The sequence below is a fragment of the Lentzea rhizosphaerae genome (assembly GCF_042649515.1).
Classification (GTDB): Bacteria; Actinomycetota; Actinomycetes; order Mycobacteriales; family Pseudonocardiaceae; genus Lentzea; species Lentzea aerocolonigenes.
The window spans coordinates 91,263-112,986 of record NZ_JBHRZI010000032.1 but is presented as its reverse complement, the minus strand read 5'-3'; the positions used below and the strand labels follow the sequence as shown (position 1 = coordinate 112,986).

The following is a 21,724-nucleotide window of genomic DNA, read 5'->3' as shown; positions in this document are numbered from 1 at the left end:
TGGCCCGAACGTGCTTTTCGCGCCAAAAAATATGTCCGGTAGGCCTGAGGCGCTCTACTTCGATACAGGCGCTAGGTCACGCCGCAGCGGCTCAGTTCTCGAACATGCGTGCCGGTCACGTCCAGCAACCCGGCCACCTCCAGCTCGGTCTTCGCCGCAGACGTACCGGTGACACGGATCCTCAACATGGTGCACCACCCCTTGTCGCGCGAGACGCGATGGCGCTGAATACCCGGTGTTCGCTCGAATATGGCTTCGGCGCAGCGGGGTTGAGAGCTTCGGTGCCGGGTATGCCGCACGGGTAAAAGGGGTGATCCGAGGAGGGGCGTGCTGGAGTTCCTGGCTGACGCGAGCGGAAACCTGTACCCGGCGCGCATGCAGATGGCGTTGTCACTGGGCTGGCACATCGTGTTCGCCTGCTTCGGCATCGCGTTCCCGGCGATCGTCGTGTTCACCGAGTGGCGCGGCCACCGGCGCCGTGACGAAGCGCTGGCGGCCTTGGCGCACAAGTGGGCCAAGGCGATGGGCGTGCTGTTCGCCGCCGGCGCGGTGTCCGGCACGCTGTTGTCGTTCGAGATGGGGATCCTCTGGCCGGGGCTGATGGGCCGCTTCGGTGAGGTGTTCGGCTTCCCGTTCGTGCTGGAGGGGTTCGCGTTCTTCGTCGAGGCGATCTTCGTCGGCGTGTACCTGTTCGGCTGGAACCGGTTGTCGCCGCGGGCACACATGCTCAGCGCGCTGCCCATGGTGGTCGCGGGCGTCGTGGGCGCGTTCTGCGTGGTCTCCGCCAACGCCTGGATGAACAACCCCACCGGGTTCCGGCTCGACGAACAGGGCGACGTGGTCGACGCACGGCCGTGGGCCGCCATGTTCGGTCCATCGACCTGGGCGCAGTTCGTGCACATGTGGCTGGCGGCGTTCATGGTGACCGGCTTCCTGATCGCCTCGGTCTACGCGGTCGGCATGCTGCGCGGCCGCCGCGACCGTTACCACCGGGCCGGGCTGCTCATCCCGCTCACCGTCGCCGCGATCGCCACCCCGGTGCAGATCGGCGTCGGGGACTGGATCGCGAACGTGGTCGCCGACAACCAGCCCGCGAAGCTCGCTGCGATGGAAGGCCAGTACGAAACGACCTCCGGCGCCGGGTTGTCGATCGGTGGCATCTACCGCGACAACGAACTGCACTACGCCGTGGAGATCCCGTACGCGCTGTCGTTGCTGATCCACCACGACCCGGACGGCGTGGTGCCCGGTCTGGAGGAGGTGCCGGCCGACGAACGGCCACCGGTCAACGTCGTGCACCTGGCCTACAACGCCATGGTCGGCATCGGGACCGCACTCCTGCTGCTCGCCGCGTGGTACGGCCTGGTGTGGTGGCGTCGACGGCGTTTGCCGGACACCGCGTGGTTCCTGCGAGCCGTCGCGGCATCGGGTGTGGCCGCGGTGATCGCGATGGAAGCGGGCTGGATCACCACCGAGGTCGGCCGGCAGCCGTGGGTCGTCTACGGCATCCTGCGCACCGCCGACGCGGTGAGCCCAGCACCAGGTCTCGGCTGGGGCCTGGCGGCGGTGGTGAGCGTCTACACCGTGCTCACCGCCTTCACCGTGGTCGTGCTGCGCAGGCTCGCTCGGGACCGCGACACACCGGTGCCGCAGGAGCAGCGGTGACACTCGCGGAGACGGTGCTGGGAGCGGCGTTCGCGGGGCTGGTCGCCTACGCGTTGTTCGGCGGTGCGGACTTCGGCGGCGGCGTGTGGGACCTGCTGGCAGGTGGCACCGAACGCGGGCACCGGGTGCGGGACCGGATCGAGCGCTCGATCGGCCCCGTCTGGGAGGCCAACCACGTCTGGCTGATCTTCGTGCTGGTGGTGCTGTGGACCGGGTTCTCCGGTGCGTTCGCCGCCGCCGTGACCACCCTGTACATCCCGCTCACGCTGGCCGGGTTCGGCATGATCGCCCGCGGCGCGGCCTTCGCCTACCGCAAGAGCGTGAGCACGCCGGGCATGCGCCGCTTCTTCGGCGCGGCCTTCGCGTCGTCCTCGTTGCTGACACCGTTCTTCCTCGGCGCCGTGGTCGGCGGTGTGGCCTCCGGCCGCGTGCCGCCGGGCATCGCCGAGGGCGACGTGCTGACCAGCTGGGCCAACCCCACCTCACTGCTGGGCGGCACCCTCGCCGTGCTGGTCTGCGCCTATCTGGCGGCGGTGTTCCTGTGCGGCGACGCCCGGCGCGATGGCGAACACGACCTGGCCGACGCGTTCCGCCTGCGCGCCTTGGTGACCGCGGCCGTGACGGGTGCGGTCGGCCTGGCCGGGATCGCGGTGCTCCACGCCGACGCACCACTGTTGTTCGACGGGCTGATCGGGCGCGGCCTGCCGGTCGTGGTGTTGTCCATCATCGCCGGGCTCGGTGCGCTCGCCCTGCTGCTGGCCCGCCGCTACACCGTCGCCAGGATTGCCTCGGCTCTCGCCGTCACCGCGATCCTGCTCGGCTGGGCGGTGGGGCAGTACCCGTACGTGTTGTTGCCGTCCCTGACCGTCGACCAGGCCGCGACCGGCCGGAACACTCTTGTCGCCCTGCTCGTCGCGTTGGGCGGGGGCGCACTGATCCTGGTTCCCTCGCTGGCTTACCTCTACGTGCTGTTCCAACGGTCCGTCAGGTAGCGGGCTCCGGCCCTCGGCGGGGACAGGCCGGTGGCTCGACCTGCATGATGTGCACGGTGTCCAGCACCACAACGGTGCTGTCGGGCAACATCACCGGTACCCACAGATGAGAGGTCTCCGGATCGGTCACGTGCGTCCCGAGAACTACGCCGGTGAGGACGGTGGCGGGATGCAACGCCTCCGGATTGAGGTAGGTGACGACCGAACCGCGGTCGGGGCAAGGTGTTGAAGGCATGGCGGAGTCCATCGTCTCAAGTGGACGTTGTCGGTATCGGCAGTCGTCAGTCGCGTCCGCGTGCCGGAGTCTGTCCGTAGACGCCGTGTCGCAGCGGCGTGTGGTCGTCGGGCGAGTGCGCGGGAGAAGCGGAAGGCTCGGTCGGGGTTTGCCTGACACCGGGTGCGCCGCGCTGGTCGACCCCCGTGGGAGTGGCGCCATCGGCGAGCTCGTCCAGTCGTGCCTCGAGCAGCTGCAGCACCGGCAGGCGGTTGCCGTGTTCGCGCTCGTGACCGAGGACCGCACGAAGACCCTCCTCGGTGAGCGAGCGGATCCGGTGCCTCAGGTCTCCCAGAGGGAGCTGGTCGTAGTCGGGCAGAGGGAGTTCGTCTGTGCTCACGCGGCTCGGCTACCCGCCGAAACACCGAGCAAACGAACGGCCAGGGCCGCAACCACCGCCGCCCAGCCGATCGGGATGATCGTTTCGAACGGCTGCTGGACGAGGTCGAGGCGGGTCGCCTCGACCGTGTGGTGCCCGTAGTCGCTCTGGAACCGCGCGGGCTGTGCGCCGAGCGCCCGATGCCGAGATGCCTCGATCAACCCGGCGGCGGATCGGCTGCTGGAAAGTGGCGGACTGCGCTGTTCGGGTGGACGTGAGCCGCATGTCGTCACGCGACTGCGGCATCGCGGTCTCGCCTCCGACCTGAGGGCGCAGATGATGACCGCGCTGACGAACGTGGAACTGCTGGCTGCGGTGACAAACCACCGACCAGCGCCAACGCCGGTGCCCGAGGCGGGCGTTCGGTTCGCGTTCTACGGCCGGATGTCGACGAGTGAGTTCCAGGATCCGCAGACTTCTCGAGCGTGGCAGCGGACGGTCTCCGACGAGTTGATCGACGGTGTCGGCTCGGAAGTGGTGGAGTTCTTCGACGTGGGGCGGTCACGTCGCTGGTCGTGGTGGGACCGTCCCGAAGCGTCTGACAGCAGGTGCCCGAAGCCGGCCGCCCCTCCGGACTGGCAGTCGGGCAGTTCGACATCGTGCACGGCGTGCGCGGGTTCACCCGCGACGGACACATCGATCAGGTCGGGCTGCGATGCGTTCATCAGAGCTGCCAACGGTGTCCGGACTCATCCCTGTGTGGAACTCGACACTGGTCAGCGGTTTTCAGTGTCGGCATCGACATTGTGATGCGCTCGGCTGCTGGCGCATTCTGTGAGCACCGGAGGCGAGGCAGGTGTCGATGAGCGAGACGGAGTGGCCGGCGCGGCTGGAACTGCGCCTGCTACCGGATCTTCAACTACCTCGGCTGATCGAAATGATCTTCAACCGCATCACGGCGCGGGTGCCGGGGCAGGAGGGAACACCTGCTGATCAACCCGTTCGGGCCGATGGACCACGAGGTGACCGCGTCCAACCTGGTGAAGATCGATCTGGACGGCACCGTCCTGTCCGATTCGGACTGGCCGAATGGTGGCACACCACGACTTGGAGGGCGTCACCGTCGACCCGGAGGAGAAGCCGCTTGGTGGCGAACCTCGGGACCTGATGATCCTGAGCAACCACGGTCTGTCGGCACTGAGCCCGACGGTACTGGCGACCTTCGCGGCGCTGTGGACGCTGCCCGAGGCCCGCGTCGCGGGATCGACCCGGACTGCGCAAAGCCAGTCACCGGGAACTACCCCACAGATAGGAGTCCGTTTGTCCAGGCACTTCGATTCCCCGCTGTCACGCCGGAAACTGGGCCGCTACGCGGCCGGTGTCGGCGCCGCCGCCCTCCTGGGTGGCGGTGTCGCGAACGCGGCGACAGAGACGGCCGAGCACTACTACGCCAAAGCGCGAAGGCTGGCGGGGCGCGATCCCGTGCTGTTGGATCTCGTCGACGCCCTGAGCCGCGACTTCGTACTCCCTGACCTGCCGGCACCGGCTCCGGTGAAGGTCTTCGACAACGTCGCGGTGCTCAGCATCGGCTGGGTTTCGGCGCTTGCCCTGTTCACCAGCGACGGCATCGTGCTGATCGACGCGCTCAACACTCCCGCGGAAGCCGAGAACGTCATCGCGTCCGGGCTGCGCACCCTCGGCGCCGACCCCGCGACGATCCGGTACGTGATCGTCACCCACGGCCACTTCGACCACTTCGGTGGGGCGCAGTACCTCGCCGACACGTACGGCGCCAGGGTCATGATGTCGGCTGCCGACTGGACGTACATGGCGGGCACCACGCAGTCCAACCAACCCCGGCGCGACCTCGACATCAGCGACGGCCAGCAGCTCACCGTCGGGGACACCACCGTCACGCTCAACCTCACCCCCGGTCACACGCCCGGCAGTGTGTCACCGATCTTCCCCGTGCGAGACAAGGGAAGGCGGCACACCGCGATGCTGTGGGGCGGCACCAGGCCGCCCGACACCGCGGCGAACCTGCGCACCTATCTGTCCTCAGTGGAGTTGTTGCGGAACCGGATGAGCCAGGCACGCGTCGATGTGGAGCTGTCGAACCACCCGTTCTGCGACAACGGACTGGAACGTATCGCGCAGCTGGGGAACGCGCGGAACCCCTTCGTCGTCGGGGTGTCCGGGACACAGCGGTTCATGAACGTGATGGCCAACATGGTGCGCGGGCACATCATCGCCGCGGGCGGTTGAGACAAGGTGTGGCGCACTGGCCCTGTGCGCCACACCTTCGCGTTGACCGGTCAGGCTTGCAGGTCCACCCCTCGCGGTTCTCGGACCAGGGACACCGCGATCGTCGAGATCACCGCCAGCACCATGATGTAGACCCCGACCGAGACGACGCTGCCGGTCGACTTCACCAGTGCCTGTGCGATCGTCGGGGCGAACGCGCCGCCCAGGATGGCGCCCAGGGCGTAGCCGATGGACACGCCGGAGTAGCGGACCTGGGGCGGGAACATCTCGGCGTAGAGCGCCGACATCGGGCCGTAGGACAGGCCGAGGCCGAACGACAGCACGACGATCGCCAGCGTGAAGAGCAGTACGTCGGCGGTCTGCATGAGCAGGAACAACGGGATCATCCACACGAACAGCGCCGCGTAGCCGATCTGGAAGGTCCGCACCCGCCCGATCCGGTCGGACAGCCCGCCGCTCCACAGGGTGAAGACCAGCCAGCCGACGGCGCCCGTGACGGTGGCGGCGAGGACGCTGGAGCGAGCCATGCCCAGGGACGTGCCGTAGCCGATGAAGTAGGCGATGAGCAGGTAGCCCGCGGCGTTCTGCGCCACGAAGATCAGCGCGGTCAGCACGACGTTGCGGGTGTGGGAGCGGAACAGGTCACGCAGCGGCGCCGACGAGTGCGCCTTGCGGTTCAGCATCTCCTGGAAGACGGGGCTCTCCTCGACGATCCGCCGGATGACGTAACCGCCCACGATCAACACCACGGAGAAGAGGAACGGGATGCGCCAGCCCCAGGAGAGGAACTGGTCCTCGGTGGTGAGCGAGCTGGTCAGCCACAGCATCCCGGTGGCCAGGATCAGGCCGATCGGGACGCCGATCTGCGGGTAGGCACCGAACAGGCCGCGCTTGTCCCGCGGGGCGTGCTCGACGGCCATCAGCGCCGCGCCACCCCACTCGCCGCCTGCCGAGAAGCCCTGCACGATGCGCAGCACCACCAGCAGGAGCGGCGCCCCCACTCCGATGACGGAGTAGGTCGGCAGCAGGCCGATGAGCGTGGTCGCCCCGCCCATCAACAGCAGCGTGAGAACGAGCATCTTCTTGCGGCCGAGCCGGTCGCCGAACCATCCGGCGATGATGGCGCCGAGCGGGCGGAACAGGAAGCTGATGCCGATGGTGGCCAGCGAGACGATCTCGGCGAACCCGCCGGACGGCGCGAAGAACAGCGGGCCGAAGACCAGGCTCGCGGCCTGGGCGTAGATGAAGAAGTCGTACCACTCGATGGTCGTGCCGGCGAGGGTGCTCGCGAGGACCCGGCGTTCCTCACGGGTGCGGGTGGGGCTGTCCACGCGGACGGATTCGGCGGATTCGGACATCGGAACCTCTCTGTTCTGATGGTCGCGGTGGTGGGGGACTGTTGGCCGGAACTGGGCATCGCCGGGGCTGGTGGGGTCAGCGGGTGGCGCGTTCGAGCGCGACGATCGCCGACTCGTAGGGGCGGCCGGTGGCGTGTTCCAGGCCGAGTTCGCAGGTTCGGTTGCCGGACAGGTGCAGGTCGGCGTCGGCGGCGTGGACCTCCACGGCTTCGCGCCGGGTGGCGCTCTCGGTGACCTCGCGGTGCAGGAATCCCCGGTCGCCGGCGAACCCGCAGCAGGTCGCTTCCAGCGGCTCGACGACGTCGTCGGCGACGGCCGCGGCCAGCGCCCGCAGGTCCGCGCCCAGACCGAGCTGGCTCATGGCGCAGGTCGGGTGCAGCACGGCGCGGGCGACGCGGCGCCGCACGCTCGCCCGCGGCAGCAGCTCGGTGGTGACCCAGGCGAGCGCGTCGACGACGGTGATCGCGGCGTGGCGGCGCCGGTTCTCGTCGGTCAGCACCGGGGCGAGATCTCCCAGGATGCCCAGCGTGCACGAGGCCGCGTCGACGACGACGGGCAACCGGCCGCCGTCGGACCAGGCCCACATGCGTTCGACGAGGTCGTTGGCCGCGTGCGCGCGTGCCTCGGGGAACCCCTTGCTGTACCAGACCGTGGAGCAGCAGGACCCGGCTGTGTCGGCGGGCAGCCACAGGCGCGTGCCGGTGCGTTCGGCGAGTGCCGGTAGAGCGCGGGTGATGGTCGCGTCCGCGCGGTCCCGTGGAGCGCCGAAGATCCGGTTGACGCAGGCGGGGTAGTAGACGGCGACGGCATCACCTGGGCGGATCGCGGCACCGCGCACCGGTTGGGCGGGTCCTGGCGTGGCGGGCAGCCATTCGGGCACCAGGCCGGTGCCGCCGAACCGTCGCACCAGCCGGGTCAGCGCGGTCAGCGGCCGGTCGCCGGTCACGCGGGTGAGCAGCCGGGCGACGTCGAGTACGACCCGGACCACCGCCTCGACGGCAGCCCACCGGCGGGCCAGGACCAGCGCGACGCGGCGGGCCGTCCGGGACTGCCGGGCTTGGCGGTGTTGCTTCATCGCCGCGCCGGTGTCGATGCCCACCGGGCAGGCCACCGCGCACGAGTTGTCGGTGGCGCAGGTGTCGACCGCGGCGTAGGTGTGTTCGGCGCGCAGCTGTCGGCTGTCGGCGCCCAGCGCGTCCCTGCGGGCGATCTCGCGTCCGAGCGCGATGCGCTGCCGGGGTGTCGTCGTCACGTCACGGCTGGGGCACACCGGTTCGCAGAACCCGCACTCGATGCAGCCGTCGGTGATGGGGTCGGCCGACGGGATCGTCTTGAGGTTGCGGAGGTGGATCAGGGGGTCGTCGGTGAAGAGCACGCCGTCGCCGAGGATGCCGGCCGGGTCGATCGCCTTCTTGACCCGGCGCATGTGACCCAGGAGCTGCTCGCCCCATTCGCGGCGCACGTAGGGCGCCATGTTGCGGCCGGTGCCGTGTTCTCCTTTCAGCGAGCCGTCGAACCGGTCGAGGACGAGGTCGACGATCTCGTCGACGCAGACCCGGTAGCGCTCGACGTCTGCGGGCCGGCTCGGGTCGAACACCATCGAGTAGTGCAGGTTGCCGGCCGCTGCGTGGCCGGCGACGGCACTGTCGAAACCGTGGCGCTCCAACGTTTCGCGGAGCGCGACCGCGGCCTCGGCGACCCGGTGCGGCGGGAAGCAGGCGTCCTCACCGAGCAGGATCGTGCCGGCCGGACGGCCGGCGCCCAGCGCGGCGAGCAGTCCTTTGCGGACCGCCCAGTACCCTCGGGCGACGGCCGGGTCGCGGGTGAACGCCTTGGCGCAGCCGGGAAGCACGTCGTCCGCGCCTTTCTCGAACACCTCGAGCTCCGTCGGGTCGGAGGTGCGGAACTCGATGAGCAGCGCGGCGTCGTCCTCGCCGATGCCGGCCATCCAGTCCGGGGCGCCGGCGATGCCGCGGGTGCTGCGGATCGACAGGTTGTCCATGAGCTCGACGGCGCGGGCGCCGAGCTGGACCAGCGACGGCACCGCACCTGCGGCGCCGGCCAGGTCGGGGAAGCGCAGGAACGCCGTGGTCGCGAGCTTGCCCAGCGGCACGGTCCGCATGGTGATCTCGTCGAGGAAGCCGAGGGTGCCCTGCGACCCGACGAGGAGGCGCCGCAGGATCTGTGCCGGGGCGGTCTCGTCGAGGAACGCGTCGAGCCGGTAGCCGTTGGTGTTCTTGATCGCGAACTTGGCTCGGATCCGCTGGGCGAGCGCGGTGTCGGCACGCAGCTCGTCACGGATCGCTTCGAGTTCGGCGACCATCGCGGGTTCGGCCGCGGCGAGGTGGGCGTCGGCGTTCGGGTCGGCGGTGTCGACCACCGTGCCGGTCGGCAGCACGATCCGCAGCGCGGCGACGGTCCGGTAGGAGTTGTCGGTGACCCCGCACGCCATGCCGCTGGCGTTGTTGGCGACCACCCCGCCGAGGCAGGCGGCGCTGGAGCTGGCCGGATCCGGGCCGAGAACGCGGCCGTACTTCGTCAGCCGCACGTTGGCGCGGGCCAGGACGACCCCGGGACCCGCGCGCAGGATCTGGCCGTCCTCCTCGACCGCGACCCGGTCGAAGTGCCGGCGGACGTCGAGCAGGATGTCATCGCCCTGGGCCTGGCCGTTGAGACTGGTCCCGGCGGCGCGCAGCACGACGCGGCGACCGTGGGCGGCGGCGAACCGGAACACCGCTGCGACGTCGTCGGCGTCCCTCGGCACCGCGACCACCTGGGGGACGAGCAGGTAGGGACTCGCGTCGGAGGCGTAGCGCACCCGGTCGGTCTCCGAGAGCAGGACCCGGTCGGTGCCGAGGACCTCGATCAGGGGTTCCGGCTTCGTCAGCATGGGTTTCACGGCCTCCAGGTCGTCGTGGGAGCCAGCATGACGGCCTGTCAGACTCTGCGACAATGTCCACTCGTACATCCGTGGGACGGGTTGAGTGGCCTGTCGAACATCGCCGAAAGAGGGCAGCCATGTCGTCGATCCCACTGAGCGAACTCGTCATGGCGCTGGGGCCGGGCATCGCCGAGCACGTGGCCGGACCGGCAGACGCCGCGGTGGCCGCGGTCGACCTGTTCGACCCCGACGAGGAGGGGGAGACACCGGCCCGCAGCCTGCAGCTGGCGATCGGACTGGATCCGCGGTCGCCGGAGGCGCTCGACCGGGCGCTGGCCGTGGTCGCCGAGCACGACGGCGTGCTGGCCGTGCGGTCCCACCGCGACGGCGCGGAGTTCCTGCGCACCGCTGCCGAGGCCGCCGGAGCCGCTGCCGTGGCGATCGACCCCGCGATGCCGTGGACGCGATTGTTCGGCCTGGTCTCCGCGCTGCTCGCGACCGCGGTCGACGGGGAACGCGGCGGTGGAGCCGACGCCGGCGCCCCTGGAGGAGGCGGCGACCTGTTCGCCCTGGCCAACTCGGTCGCGATCACGACCGGCGGCGCGATCGCGATCATCGACACCGACCGCACGATCGTGGCCTACTCCAGCGTGCCGGGCCAGCCGATCGACGAGCCGCGCCGTGCCGGGATCCTCGCCCGCCGGGTGCCCGACGACAACCTGCCCGACCACCTGATCGCCGGGCTGTGGCGCAGCAACACCGTGTACGCGGTCCGCCGGCCAGGACACCTGCCGCGGTCGGCGATCGTCATCCGCGCGGGGGACCGGGTGCTCGGCTCGCTGTGGGCCCTCTTCCCGGACGAGGCGGCGACGGTCGGCGTCGAGCCGCTGCTGATCGCCGCGGCCCGCACCGCGGCACTGCACATGCTGGTGGCACGCCGGCAGTTCGACGCCGACCAGGACGCGCGCGACCAGGCGCTGCGCAAAGCCCTGGACCGGCCGGGCGCCGCGGCCGCGGTCCCGTGCCCGGCCACGCTGGTCTGCCTGGCCGAGACGGCCGGCGACAGCACGCGCACGAACCTGATGAGCGTGCTGGACGCGCTCGGTCCGGCCGCCCGCGCGCTCGGGTACGAGCCGGCGCTCGCCCTGGTCGGCGACATCGTGTTCGTGCACGTCCCGCACGTGGCGTCGGCGGTCCGGATGCCGGCGCTGCTCGACCAGCTGACCCGGCGGGCGGCGGGGGTGTCGGCCGTTCCGGTCCACCTCGTCGACGGCGGTGTCGTCACCTCGCCGCAGGAGCTGCCCGAGCGGCGCGAGGACCTGGAGGGCACCGTGCGGCACCTGCGGGCGGCCGGTGCGGCCCCAGGCCGGTACGCGCTGGCGGACCTGCGGATCGACCTCGTCGCGCAGCGGCTCGTCGACGCGGTCCGCGCTGATCATCGACTGCGTTCCGGTCTCGGCGCCCGCATCACCGCCGACGATCGCGAACGCGGCACCGAGCTGGGCCGCACCCTGCTGGCCGTGCTGCGCCACGCCGGGGACGTGCGTGCGGTGGCCGAGGAGCTGTCACTGCACCCGAACACCGTCCGGCAACGCCTGCGCCGGGCCACCGAGACCTACGGCATCGACCTGGCGAAGCCGGCCCAGCGCCTGGTGCTGGAGCTCGAGCTACGGGCGGGGTGGTGAGCGCACATCCGAGTTGGAGAAGGACAGCGGAACGGGAAGCGGGTCACACTCCTGCTCGGCGGATCAGGTGGCGCCGAGGTCCTCCCGGTCCTGGCTGCCGGAAGCGCGCAGTTCGGGGTGCTGGTCGCGGATCGCGGCCGCGTGCCGGACGTGCTCCGCGGTGAGCCGACCGGCGGCCTCCGCGTCGCCATCGCGCAACGCCTGGAGGATGCCGTCGTGATCACGCTGCAACGCGTCCGCGTGCTCGGTCGACCAGATCGTCGCGGGCGGCGTGAAGCGCACCCACAGCGCCTCGACGTACTGCAGCATCAGCGGTGACGACATCTCGTAGATCGCGAAGTGGAACCGCTTGTTGAGCCGGGACAGCTCGGCGGGTGCCGTGCCGTCGCGCATGGCCCGTTCGATGTCGGCGTGTCGTGCCTCGACGGTGCGCAGGCCTTCCGGGGTCATCCGCTCGACGGCCGCGCTCGCCGCGACGGCCTCTACGGCGGCGCGCAGGCGATAGAGGTCGGCGGCGGTGTCCGGTGTCATCTCCCGGACTGTGGCGCCTCTGTGCGTGGCGTAGTCGATCACGCCGTCGGCCTCGAGGATGCGCAGTGCCTCGCGTACCGGTGTGGGGCTCACGCCGTAGCGCTTGGCCAGCACCGTCTGCTTGATCAGCTCGCCGGGGCGCAGAGCGCCCGACGCGACCTCCTCGCGGATCCGGTCGGCAACCCAGGCTGTGCGGCTCTGCGGGGGAGACGCGGAGCTTCCGTTGGTCATTCGACGTCCTTCGGTCCGGAGGCCTGATCTCTACAGTCTATGGGCTATGGGAAATCGTCCCCGGATACTCAGGCGTAACCCGTAGACAACACTCTATAGACTATGTAGCTTCTCTCGCACGCCGCCGACGCCGGTGGCCCCACCAGCCGAGCGGGAGGGTGCAATGGCTGCACATACCGGTTTGACCTGGCACGTCTCGGAGTGGATCGTCGAGCAAGGGCACCGGCTCTTGCCTGCCGAGCTCGATCGGCACCTGCGGCGGATGACTCTCGACGCCGTCGCCGGGATGGTGGCCAGCTCGGCCGGGTCCGTCTCGCACGCGGTCGCGCGACATGCGGCGGCCCTGTACCCCGGCGACGAGGTGACCGCGATCGGTCACGGGCGTGCCTCGGTTCTCGGTGCGGCGCTGGTCAACGGCACGAACGGGCACGGCATCGAGTCCGACGAGGGGTACACCCCCGGGAGCATGCATCCCACGTCCGTGGTGCTGCCGGTGGCGTTCGCCCTCGGCCAGAGCACCGGCGCCGACGCGGCACGCGTGCGGGTGGCGGCTGCGATCGGGATGGAGCTGGCGTGCCGGATCGCGGCGGCCGGTCACCCCGCGACGCGCAATCGCCACTTCCACAACACCCCGCTCGGCGGCGTGTTCGGCGCGGCGGCCGCGGCGGCTGTGCTGCGCGGCCTCACGGTCGAAGAAACGGCGAACGCGCTGGGCATCGCCGGGTCGCACGCGAGCGGGCTGTTCGAGTTCCTCGGCGACTCGGCCGAGGTCAAGCGGTTCCACCCCGGCAAGGCCGCGCGGGACGGCATCGCCGCCGCGGACCTGGCGGCATGCGGACTGACCGGGCCCACCACCGTGCTGGAGGGCGTCGACGGGTACTTCGCCGCCTACGCGGGACCGGTGGGGGAGGCGTGGTCGCCGGAACGGGTTCGCGACGGCCTCGGCGAGCGGTGGGTGCTGCTCGACACGTACGTGAAGCCCTACCCGTGTTGCCGGCACGTGCACGGTGCGATCGACGGCGCGCTGGCTTTGCGTCAGGAGCACGGCATCGACCCGGCCGAGATCGAGGCGGTGCGGGTCGAGACGTTCCCGATCGCGGCCCGGCACAACGGCACCGAACTGGACACCGTGTTGCAGGCCCAGCTCAGCCTTCCGTACACGGTCGCCGTCGCGCTCACCCGCGGCGCGGTGACGTTGCGCGACTTTGCCGAGGAGGCCCGGTCCGATGCCGCCGTCCGCGCGCTGATGAACCGCGTGACCGTGACCATCGACCCGGACGCCGACGCCGCGTACCCGAGGTCGGGCCGCCCGGCCCGGACCACGGTCGAACTGAGCGACGGGCGCACCGTCAGCACGTGGGTCCAGCACCCCTACGGCGAGCCCGCGAACCCGTTGTCCGACGCCGCACTGGAGGAGAAGGTCCGCGGTCTCTGCGAACCGGTGATCGGCGAACCCGCGACCAAGGACCTGATCGACGCCGTGCACCGGTTCGACGACCTGGACTTCCTGGACGACGTCGACCGCGCGGCCCGCACCCGAGGAGCCAACTGATGAAGGTCGGTGTCGAGTCGCTCGAGCTCGTCTACGGCGAGCACCGTGCCGTGAAGAACCTGGATCTCACCATCCCCGACGGCAAGTCGGTGGTGCTGCTCGGCGAGTCCGGCTGCGGCAAGACCAGCACCATGCGCTGCATCGCCGGCCTGGAGGCGCCCTGCGGCGGCCGCATCACGATCGGCGACCGGACCGTGTACGACGGCGCGCGTGGTGTGTCCGTACCACCGTTCCGGCGCAACGTCGGCATGGTGTTCCAGTCCTACGCGGTCTGGCCGCACATGACGGTCACGGACAACGTCGCGTTCCCGTTGCGCATGAAGGGAATCAGTCGTACCGAGAGCCGGCGCCGCGCACTCGCCGTGCTGGAGGTCGTGGGACTGGCGCACCTGGGCTCACGCGGCGCCAGCCTGCTCTCGGGCGGCCAGATGCAGCGGGTGGCGCTGGCCCGCTCGATGGCGATGGAACCGGCCGTGCTGCTGCTCGACGAACCACTGTCCAACTTGGACGCACGACTGCGGGACGAGCTGCGGGTCGAACTGCGGCGCATCCAGCTGGAGAACGGGCTGACGAGCCTCTACGTCACCCACGACCAGCAGGAGGCGTTGGCGCTCGCGGACTCGATCGCGATCATGCAGAACGGCAGGATCACCCAGTTCGGCACACCGGAGGACATCTACGCCCGTCCGGCGAGTGCGTCCATCGCGCGCTTCCTCGGCGTCACCAACGTTTTCGAGGTCTCCGCCGTCGACGGTCACCGGGTGCGGCTGACCGGCCAGGAACTCGCGGTCGACGAACTGGGCGACGGTGATGGTCCGTGGCACGCCTGCATCCGACCGGAGCACGTCCGGGTCGACCTGACCTCCGGTGCGGAAAGCCCCGCGGTGAACCGGTTGTCCGGCACCGTCGAGGTCGCGGTGTTCCAGGGCGCGTCGATCCGGTGCACCGTGCGGACGGGGTCCGGGATGGTGCTGGAGGCGATCTGTCCTCCGCCGCCGGACGGGACGCTGACCGCGGGGACCGAGGTGAGCGTGGCGATCGAGGCACGCGACATCCACCTGCTGCCGGAGCACACAACGGAGTACGGGGAGGTCGTGGCGGCATGACGACAACTCCCGTCCCCACCCGTCCTCCCGCCACCCCTGCACCCGGCGTTGCAACCCCGAGGCCTCGCCGCCGCGCCACCGTCCCGCTTCGTACTCGCCTGCTCGGCCTTCCCCTGCTGGGTCTGGTCGCGTTCCTCGTGCTGGTCCCGGCCGGCTTCATTCTGCTCGCGGCGTTCAGCTCGGACGTGCCGCGCCCTGGCAGCACCGGCCTGAAGTTCACCCTCCACAACCTGAAAGTGCTGGTGGCAGAGGGCGTCACCGCCGCCGCCCTGAACTCGCTGGTGATCGCGATCGGCGCGACCGTGCTGGCGTTGCTGATCGGTGGCGCGCTGGCGTTCGCGGCGGCCCGCACCAATGTCCGTGCGCGCGGGTTTCTCTACCTGATCGGGCTGATGCCGCTGTTCCTGCCGTCCTACGTGGGCGCGCTGGCGTGGTCGATCCTCGCGAGTCCCGGCGCCGGGCTGATCAACGTCGGTTTCCGCGACCTCGGGATCACCGGGCCGGTGGTGGACGTCTACTCCTACGGCGGCGTGATCGTGGTGATGGCGATGTACTACGCGCCGTACGCGTTCCTGATGATCCACAGCTCGATGGCGCTGATGAACCCCGACCTGGAGGACGCCGCCGGCGTGCACGGCAGCCCGACGTGGCGGGCGTTGCGGACGGTCACGCTGCCGCTGTCGCTGCCCGCGGTGCTCGGATCCGGCCTGCTGATCTTCGTGCTGGTCTTCGAGAACTTCCCGGTCTCCCAGGTGCTCGCGACACCGGGCGGTATCGACACGTTGCCCACGTTCATCTACAAGCTGATGAACACCACGCCTTCGCGCGGCAACGAGGCGGCGGTGGTCGCGATCGCACTCGTCGCCGTGGTGGTGCTGGTGACGTGGCTGCAGCGGCGGTTCCTCGCGTCGCGGTCGTTCACGACGGTGTCCGGCAAGGGCGTCAAGCCGCGCACGATCGCGCTGGGCAGGTGGCGCACGCCGGTGTTGCTGGCGGCACTGGCCTACTTCCTGCTGTCGATCGTGTTGCCGTTGCTGGCGTTGCTGCTCTCCGCGGTGCGCAGTTCGCCGTACATGCGGTCGTTCGCCTCGCTGGCGGATCCAGGTGCCATCGACGTCACGTCGTTCGCGGCGGCGGTCACCTCTGACGGATTCCTCGGCGCGACGACGAACAGCGTCGTGGTCTCGGTGGCCGCCGCTGCCCTCGGCACCGCGATGGCCTTCGCCGTCGCCTACGTGGTGTACCGGACGCGGTCGTGGGGCAAGGGTGCGCTGGAGAGCGTTTCCATGGTGCCGCTGGCCATTCCGCACATCGTGCTCGGCATCGGTCTGTTGTGGACGTGGCTGGTGATGCCCCTGCCGGTCTACGGCACCCTCGGCGTGCTGATCATCGGATTCCTCGTGGTGCAGATGCCGCAGGGGTTCCGCGGCATCGCGTCCTCGATCCGGTCCCTGGACCGGGACCTGGAGGACAGCGCGGTCATGCTCGGAGCTCGGCGCACCCGCGCGGTCACGTGGATCACGCTGCCGCTGCTGCGGGTGGCGGTGCTGTCGACGTTCCTGTTGCTGCTGATGCTCAGCATGCGCGAGCTGACCGTGCCGTTGTTCCTCTACACCACCGACACCGAGATCCTCTCGATCGCCATCTACGACCAGTTCGAGAACGGTGGCGCGCTGCGCGAGGCCTCGGCCACCGCGATCGTCTACTGCGCGATCATGTTCCTGCTCAGCTACCTGCCACGCCGATTCGGGGCGGGCTCAGGGGGCCGTCATGGCTAAGATCAACATTCTCGTGGTGCTGGCACTCCTGCTGATCACCGCGTGCGGATCACCGGCGAACTCCAAGTCCGCGCAAGCGGAACGGCTGCTGCCACGCGCTGCGGTCGACACCTCCGACGGGCTGCGGATCGACGGCGAACTGGTCGCCGACCGCACGCTCTACGAGGCCGCACGCGGGCAACGCGTGATCCTGTACTCCGCGGCCGGCAAGGAGGCCGAGGACCTCACGATCGCCCGGTTCACCGCGGAGACCGGCATCGCGGTCGAGCTCACCCGGCTGCCCAACAACAAGCTGGCCGAGCGGGCGCTGTCCGAGCACGGCGCGGGCAAGCTCGGCGCCGACGTCATCCGGCTCACCGACCCCCGCACCGCGCGGAAGTTCACCGACGCCGGCGTGTACGTGCCGTACGAGACGCCGTTCCACGCGCAGCTCAAGCAGTCCAGCCCGAACTGGTTCGCCGCTTACTACTTCGTGAACGCGATGGCCTACAACTCGGCCATCCACACCGAGAACCCGCCGGACGGCTGGGAAGACCTGGTCGACCTGCGGTTCCGCGGTGAACTCGGCATCGTCGCGATCACCACGGGCGGCACGGTGAACGCGCTGACCCGCTTCCAGCTCGGCACGTTCGGCCCGCAGTTCCTGGACGGGATGGCCCAGCAGAAACCACGGGTCTTCAACTCGACCTCCACCGAGGTGGACGCCCTGGCGCGCGGCGAGATCTCGATCGCGACCGTCAGCGTGAACAACGCGTTCGGCGCGGAGACCGCAGGCGCACCGATCCGGCTGGTCATCCCGAAGGAAGGCGTGTCGGCCTCGGAAGGTCCGCTCGGGCTCACGCCTCGCGGGGCGCAGAGCGCGGCCGCACAGGTGTTCGTGAACTGGTCGGCGTCCAAGGCGGGTCAGCGGTTCGTCGGGTCGCAGGGTTTCGTGCCGGTGCGCACCGACATCGGCACCGTCCGCACCGGCGACTACGAGCTGCCCACCGCCGACTCACCGCGGTTCCACCTGCTCACCGAGGACGGTTTCGCCCGCCACGCCAAGGCGGACGAGGCCCTGTGGAAGCAGAAGTTCGGCTTCATCGGCTGACTTCCGACGAAAGGCTCGACATGACCGCGACCGTCGCACATCGCGACACCCAGGACCTGCTCGACTCGGTGAACGCTTTCGCCCGCAAGCACCTCGCACCGGGCGCTCTCGAACGCGCCCACGACCCGCGCTACGCCTGGGACATCGCCCGGATGCTCGGCGAGCAGGGCCTGCTCGGGCTCACGATCGCCGAAGCCGACGGCGGCCAGGGCGCCGGGCTCGCCACCGCCGTAGCCGTCATCCGCGCTGTCGCCCAGCACTGCCCGAAGAGCGCGGACATCCTCCAGGCGGGCAACTTCGGCGCCATCCGCACGTTCGCCCAGTTCGGCACGGCCGAGCAGAAGGCCGCCTACCTGCCGGACCTGTTGTCCGGCACCGGGTTGATCGCCCTCGGCATGAGCGAACCGGAGGCCGGGTCCGCCGCCACCGAGCTCACCACCAGCGTGGTCGAGGACGGCGACGGCATCGTCATCGACGGCACGAAGATCTGGTCCACGCACAGCGTGGACGCCACCCTGTTCCTGGTCTACGTCAGGTTCGGGCCGGGCACCGGCAACATCGGCTCGGTGCTCGTCGAGCGCGGCGACCCCGGCTTCACGCTGGGCACGCCGTCGTCCTACATGAGCGGCGAGACCTGGGCCCAGCTGTACTTCGACGGCTGCCGGATCCCGCGTTCGCGGATCCTGCTGGGCCCCGGCGGGTTCAAGAAGCAGATGAGCGGATTCAACGTCGAACGCATCGGCAACGCCGCACGTTCGCTGGCGCTCGGCAGGCTCGCGTTCGACCTCGCCCGCGACCACGTCTCGCAACGCACCCAGTTCGGGCGGACGTTGAACGAGTTCCAGGGCGTGCAGTGGACGTTCGCCGAGGCTGCGGTCGAGCTCGACGCGGCTGAGGCGTTGCTGGACCGCGCGGTGCGCAACGCGGAAGACGGCTTGCCGTCGGCCTACGAGACGACGGTGGCCAAACTCGCCGCCAACAAGGCCGGGTTCCACGCCGCCGACGCGGCGATGCAGATGATGGGAGCGCTCGGCTACAGCACCGAGACGCTGGTGGAGTACTGCATGCGGCGCACGCGTGGCTGGATGATCGCCGGCGGCTCGATCGAGATGATGAAGAACCGGATCGCCGAGGAGATCTTCGGTCGCCGCTTCAGCCAGCGGGCGCCCCGATGAGCGGGCCTGTCCGGATCGAACGGGACGGCGACATCGCCGTCATCGTGATCGACAACCCGCCCGTCAACGCGAGCACCGCCGCCGTGCGCCGAGGCCTCCTCGACGCGTTGCACGCGACCACCGACGACCGCGCGGTGGTGCTGATCGGGGCGGGCAAGCACTTGGTGTCCGGCTCGGACCTGCGGGAGTTCGAGGGCGAGATCCCGGAGCCGCAACTGCCCGAGGTGCTCGCGGCGATCGAACGGCACCCGCGTCCGGTCGTGGCGGCGATCTCGGGTTCCACCCTGGGCGGCGGCTTGGAGCTGGCGCTGGCCTGCGACCTGCGGATCGCGCTGAAGGGCGCGCGGGTGGGGCTGCCGGAGGCAGGGCTGGGCATGATTCCCGGCGCGGGCGGCATCGTGCGGACGGTGCGCCTGCTCGATCCGGACCGGGTGCTGGAGCTCGTGGTGTCCGCGACGCCGGTGGACGTGGCACACGCCGAAGGCTTGATCGACCTGGTGGTGTCGGAACGATTGCGGGACCGCGCTGTCGCGGCTGCCAGGACCGCGACCAAACGGGTGCTCACCGAGCAGCCTGCTCGTGCGGGAGTGCCTGGCCGCTTCGAAGAGACGGCTCAGCGGCTGCTGGCCCGGCACGGCGCGACCGGACCGGTGGCCCCGGCGATCGGGGCGGTGCTGACGGCTACCGCGGTACCGGCGCGGGCGGCGTTGCGGCACGAGCGGGCCGAGTTCCTGCGGTTGCGGGCCAGTCCCGAAGCAGCGGCGTTGCGGCACCTGTTCTTCGCCAGGACCGCGGCGACCCGCGCCGGCAAGCCCGCGGTGGAACGGAAGCTCCGCAGCGTTGGGGTGATCGGCGCCGGCACGATGGGCGCGGGGATCGCGCGGGCGTTCGCCTCGGCCGGGGTCGAGGTGGTGCTGGTCGACGTGGACGCCGGGATGCTGGAACGCGCCCGTGCGGCGGTGGAGCGGTCCGGGAACGACGTGCGCACCAGCACGCGGATGGCCGACCTCGCCGGGGTGGATCTCGTGGTGGAAGCGGTGTTCGAGGACCACGACGTCAAGGCCGAGGTCCTCGCGGCCGCCGCAGCGGTCGTGCCGGACGTTCCGCTGGCCACCAACACGTCCTATTTGGACGTCGACGCCCTCGCCGCGGTGACACCCGACCCGAGTCGCGTGCTGGGCATGCACTTCCTCGCCCCGGCCCACCGCACTGCCGTCCTGGAGGTGGTGCGAGGCAGGGAAACCAGCTCCGACGCGCTGGACCACGCGTTCTCCGCGGCGCGTCTGCTCGGCAAAACGCCGGTCGTGGTCGGGGTGTGCGACGGGTTCGTCGGCAACCGGGTGTTCAGCGCCTACCGGTACCAGTGCGAGCTTCTGGTCGAGGAGGGCGCGCAACCGCGACAGGTCGACGAGGCGTTGCTGGGCCTCGGTTTCGCGATGGGGCCGTTCGCGGTGGCGGACATGTCCGGGCTCGACGTCGCGTGGCGGGCCCGGCGCCGCCGCGACGCCGGTCGGGACCCGCGGGAGCGCTACCCGGACGTGGCGGACCGGCTCGTCGAGAAGGGCAGGCTGGGACAGAAGACGGGTGCCGGGTGGTACCGCTATCCGGACGGTGCGAGGACACCGCACGATGATCCCGAGGTCGCGCGGATCATTGCGGAATCCCGCGCTGACAAGGGGATCACCGCCCGGCCGATCGGGCCGGGCGAGATCGGTGAACGGGTGCTCACGGCGATGGCCAACGAGGCCGCGTTGCTGCTCGCCGAGGGGATCGCGGCCCGGCCCGGTGACGTCGACGTGCTGCTGACCCGCGGCTACGGCTTTCCGGAACGACTGGGCGGCCCCTGTCACTGGGCCACCACCCAACCGCCCGAGAAGCTCGCGGAAGCCCTGCGGCGGCTCGAAGAAGCAGTCGGCTGGGGGTTCCGCGCGGGTGACCCGGCGTTGTTGCGCTGATCAGAGCACGAGACCGTGCTGGGCGACCGAGGCGATGGCCAGGCCCGCGGTGTCGAACACCGTGCCGCGGGCGAGCCCGCCCCCGGCGTGCGCGGCGGGGCAGTCCTGGACGTACAGGTACCACTGCCCGCACACCGGGGCGGCGTGGAACCACATCGCGTGGTCCACGCTCGCCATCGGACGGTCACGGGCGATCACCGGCAGCAGCGAGCGGTCGGAGGCGAACGCCAGCACCGCCCGGTGCAGGTGCGCGCCTGCGCCCGGCGCGGGCTCGGCGCGGAACCAGAAGCACCGCGGCGAGCCGCCGACGTACCGGACGTCCAACGGCCGGGAAGCGGTGCGCCAGTCCCCGAGCGGCGGCAGGCGCACGCCCTCCGGCGGAAGACCGAGGGAACGGCGCTCGGCGAGCGTGGGCAGTTCCTCCGGCGCGGGCACGGACGGCGCCGTCAGCGAGACGGGGTCGTGCGGCGGCTCGTCCGGCCCCAGCGACACGACACCGGCGAGCAGCTCACGGCCCGCTTGCTCCGCGCTGACCGCGAGAACCGTGCGGGTGCGGCCCTCGCGGATGGTGCGGATCGAGTAGCCGATCGGCACGCCGGGGCGTCCGGGGCGCAGGAAGTAGACGTGCAGCGACTCCACGGCCCGCCCGGCGGGGGAGTGCTCACCCGCCGCCAGCACGACCTGCCCGAGGAGGTGGCCGCCGAACACTCGCTGGTCGAACCCGTGCACCGGCGACCCGGTGAGCAGGCCGCCCGCGCGGTGCAGCCCCAGTCGTTCGGCCAGTGGCGTGGTGTTCACGACTCCTGGAACGGACGTCTCGTCCCCGCTGTGGTCCATGCCGCAGACAATACAAGGCAATAGTCTATA

General features: G+C 70.5%; 18 protein-coding genes. 10 read left to right on the top strand and 8 right to left on the bottom strand.

Annotated features, from left to right (window positions below; genetic code table 11):
• The first annotated feature begins 327 nt into the window (after nt 1-327).
• Together ACFOWZ_RS37350 and ACFOWZ_RS37345 are read left to right on the top strand one after the other, a co-directional pair.
• Nucleotides 328-1,665 carry a cytochrome ubiquinol oxidase subunit I gene (locus tag ACFOWZ_RS37350; RefSeq protein WP_382378665.1) on the top strand — a complete coding sequence of 446 codons (1,338 nt, stop codon included), beginning with the start codon at nt 328-330 and terminating at the stop codon, nt 1,663-1,665.
• The gene (locus ACFOWZ_RS37345; RefSeq protein WP_382378664.1) at nt 1,662-2,657 is read left to right on the top strand and encodes a cytochrome d ubiquinol oxidase subunit II; all 996 of its coding nucleotides are present in this window, start codon (nt 1,662-1,664) and stop codon (nt 2,655-2,657) included. The genes ACFOWZ_RS37350 and ACFOWZ_RS37345 overlap by 4 nt, the downstream gene beginning before the upstream one ends.
• Here ACFOWZ_RS37345 and ACFOWZ_RS37340 read toward each other — a convergent pair.
• From ACFOWZ_RS37340 to ACFOWZ_RS37325, 4 genes are all read right to left on the bottom strand, one after another.
• Nucleotides 2,650-2,892 (bottom strand): hypothetical protein, encoded by a 243-nt coding sequence (locus tag ACFOWZ_RS37340; RefSeq protein ID WP_382378663.1) that lies wholly within the window; start codon nt 2,890-2,892, stop codon nt 2,650-2,652. The genes ACFOWZ_RS37345 and ACFOWZ_RS37340 overlap by 8 nt on opposite strands.
• Nucleotides 2,893-2,938: 46 nt before the next feature.
• Nucleotides 2,939-3,271, bottom strand: a complete 333-nt coding sequence (locus ACFOWZ_RS37335; RefSeq protein ID WP_382378662.1) for a hypothetical protein — start codon at nt 3,269-3,271, stop codon at nt 2,939-2,941.
• Nucleotides 3,268-3,471 carry a hypothetical protein gene (locus tag ACFOWZ_RS37330; protein WP_382378661.1) on the bottom strand — a complete coding sequence of 68 codons (204 nt, stop codon included), beginning with the start codon at nt 3,469-3,471 and terminating at the stop codon, nt 3,268-3,270. The genes ACFOWZ_RS37335 and ACFOWZ_RS37330 overlap by 4 nt, the downstream gene beginning before the upstream one ends.
• Before the next feature lie 213 nt (nt 3,472-3,684).
• Nucleotides 3,685-3,975, bottom strand: a complete 291-nt coding sequence (locus tag ACFOWZ_RS37325) for a hypothetical protein (RefSeq protein WP_382378660.1) — start codon at nt 3,973-3,975, stop codon at nt 3,685-3,687.
• Nucleotides 3,976-4,570: 595 nt separating this feature from the next.
• On the opposite strand from ACFOWZ_RS37325, the gene ACFOWZ_RS37320 reads away from it, so the two are divergent.
• A complete protein-coding gene (locus ACFOWZ_RS37320; protein WP_382378659.1) occupies nt 4,571-5,515 on the top strand; it encodes an MBL fold metallo-hydrolase in 945 nt (314 codons plus the stop codon).
• A 50-nt stretch (nt 5,516-5,565) separates the two neighbouring features.
• Here the strand turns inward: ACFOWZ_RS37320 and ACFOWZ_RS37315 are convergent, their stop codons facing one another.
• A complete protein-coding gene (locus ACFOWZ_RS37315; protein ID WP_382378658.1) occupies nt 5,566-6,873 on the bottom strand; it encodes an MFS transporter in 1,308 nt (435 codons plus the stop codon).
• A 76-nt stretch (nt 6,874-6,949) separates the two neighbouring features.
• Entirely contained in the window at nt 6,950-9,763 is a 2,814-nt protein-coding gene (locus tag ACFOWZ_RS37310) for an FAD-binding and (Fe-S)-binding domain-containing protein (RefSeq protein WP_382378670.1), read from the bottom strand.
• Between the two features lie 128 nt (nt 9,764-9,891).
• Between ACFOWZ_RS37310 and ACFOWZ_RS37305 the strand changes: the two genes are divergently transcribed.
• Nucleotides 9,892-11,439 (top strand): PucR family transcriptional regulator, encoded by a 1,548-nt coding sequence (locus ACFOWZ_RS37305; RefSeq protein WP_382378657.1) that lies wholly within the window; start codon nt 9,892-9,894, stop codon nt 11,437-11,439.
• 63 nt (nt 11,440-11,502) lie between these two features.
• Here ACFOWZ_RS37305 and ACFOWZ_RS37300 read toward each other — a convergent pair whose 3' ends face one another.
• A complete protein-coding gene (locus tag ACFOWZ_RS37300) occupies nt 11,503-12,201 on the bottom strand; it encodes a GntR family transcriptional regulator (protein WP_382378656.1) in 699 nt (232 codons plus the stop codon).
• A 163-nt stretch (nt 12,202-12,364) separates the two neighbouring features.
• Between ACFOWZ_RS37300 and ACFOWZ_RS37295 the strand changes: the two genes are divergently transcribed.
• The 6 genes from ACFOWZ_RS37295 to ACFOWZ_RS37270 are packed head-to-tail and all read left to right on the top strand — an operon-like array spanning nt 12,365 to nt 20,857.
• The gene (locus tag ACFOWZ_RS37295) at nt 12,365-13,753 is read left to right on the top strand and encodes an MmgE/PrpD family protein (protein WP_382378655.1); all 1,389 of its coding nucleotides are present in this window, start codon (nt 12,365-12,367) and stop codon (nt 13,751-13,753) included.
• The gene (locus tag ACFOWZ_RS37290) at nt 13,753-14,859 is read left to right on the top strand and encodes an ABC transporter ATP-binding protein (protein WP_382378653.1); all 1,107 of its coding nucleotides are present in this window, start codon (nt 13,753-13,755) and stop codon (nt 14,857-14,859) included. The genes ACFOWZ_RS37295 and ACFOWZ_RS37290 overlap by 1 nt, the downstream gene beginning before the upstream one ends.
• The gene (locus tag ACFOWZ_RS37285; protein ID WP_382378651.1) at nt 14,856-16,637 is read left to right on the top strand and encodes an ABC transporter permease; all 1,782 of its coding nucleotides are present in this window, start codon (nt 14,856-14,858) and stop codon (nt 16,635-16,637) included. Before ACFOWZ_RS37290 ends, ACFOWZ_RS37285 begins: the two co-directional genes overlap by 4 nt.
• Nucleotides 16,630-17,727, top strand: a complete 1,098-nt coding sequence (locus ACFOWZ_RS37280) for an ABC transporter substrate-binding protein (RefSeq protein WP_382378650.1) — start codon at nt 16,630-16,632, stop codon at nt 17,725-17,727. The genes ACFOWZ_RS37285 and ACFOWZ_RS37280 overlap by 8 nt, the downstream gene beginning before the upstream one ends.
• A gap of 20 nt (nt 17,728-17,747) precedes the next feature.
• Nucleotides 17,748-18,902, top strand: coding sequence for an acyl-CoA dehydrogenase family protein (locus ACFOWZ_RS37275; protein ID WP_382378649.1), 1,155 nt, complete (start codon nt 17,748-17,750; stop codon nt 18,900-18,902).
• Nucleotides 18,899-20,857 (top strand): 3-hydroxyacyl-CoA dehydrogenase NAD-binding domain-containing protein, encoded by a 1,959-nt coding sequence (locus ACFOWZ_RS37270; protein WP_382378647.1) that lies wholly within the window; start codon nt 18,899-18,901, stop codon nt 20,855-20,857. The genes ACFOWZ_RS37275 and ACFOWZ_RS37270 overlap by 4 nt, the downstream gene beginning before the upstream one ends.
• Here ACFOWZ_RS37270 and ACFOWZ_RS37265 read toward each other — a convergent pair whose 3' ends face one another.
• The gene (locus ACFOWZ_RS37265; RefSeq protein ID WP_382378646.1) at nt 20,858-21,694 is read right to left on the bottom strand and encodes an acyl-CoA thioesterase; all 837 of its coding nucleotides are present in this window, start codon (nt 21,692-21,694) and stop codon (nt 20,858-20,860) included.
• Nucleotides 21,695-21,724 lie beyond the last annotated feature (30 nt).

Coding starts and splice junctions, on each gene's coding strand:
- ACFOWZ_RS37340 (WP_382378663.1), bottom strand. CDS start 2,892: ATGCCTTCAACACCTTGCCCCGACCGCGGTTCGGTCGTCACCTACCTC.
- ACFOWZ_RS37325 (WP_382378660.1), bottom strand. CDS start 3,975: ATGAACGCATCGCAGCCCGACCTGATCGATGTGTCCGTCGCGGGTGAA.
- ACFOWZ_RS37315 (WP_382378658.1), bottom strand. CDS start 6,873: ATGTCCGAATCCGCCGAATCCGTCCGCGTGGACAGCCCCACCCGCACC.
- ACFOWZ_RS37310 (WP_382378670.1), bottom strand. CDS start 9,763: ATGCTGACGAAGCCGGAACCCCTGATCGAGGTCCTCGGCACCGACCGG.
- ACFOWZ_RS37305 (WP_382378657.1), top strand. CDS start 9,892: ATGTCGTCGATCCCACTGAGCGAACTCGTCATGGCGCTGGGGCCGGGC.
- ACFOWZ_RS37300 (WP_382378656.1), bottom strand. CDS start 12,201: ATGACCAACGGAAGCTCCGCGTCTCCCCCGCAGAGCCGCACAGCCTGG.
- ACFOWZ_RS37295 (WP_382378655.1), top strand. CDS start 12,365: ATGGCTGCACATACCGGTTTGACCTGGCACGTCTCGGAGTGGATCGTC.
- ACFOWZ_RS37290 (WP_382378653.1), top strand. CDS start 13,753: ATGAAGGTCGGTGTCGAGTCGCTCGAGCTCGTCTACGGCGAGCACCGT.
- ACFOWZ_RS37285 (WP_382378651.1), top strand. CDS start 14,856: ATGACGACAACTCCCGTCCCCACCCGTCCTCCCGCCACCCCTGCACCC.
- ACFOWZ_RS37280 (WP_382378650.1), top strand. CDS start 16,630: ATGGCTAAGATCAACATTCTCGTGGTGCTGGCACTCCTGCTGATCACC.
- ACFOWZ_RS37275 (WP_382378649.1), top strand. CDS start 17,748: ATGACCGCGACCGTCGCACATCGCGACACCCAGGACCTGCTCGACTCG.
- ACFOWZ_RS37270 (WP_382378647.1), top strand. CDS start 18,899: ATGAGCGGGCCTGTCCGGATCGAACGGGACGGCGACATCGCCGTCATC.
- ACFOWZ_RS37265 (WP_382378646.1), bottom strand. CDS start 21,694: ATGGACCACAGCGGGGACGAGACGTCCGTTCCAGGAGTCGTGAACACC.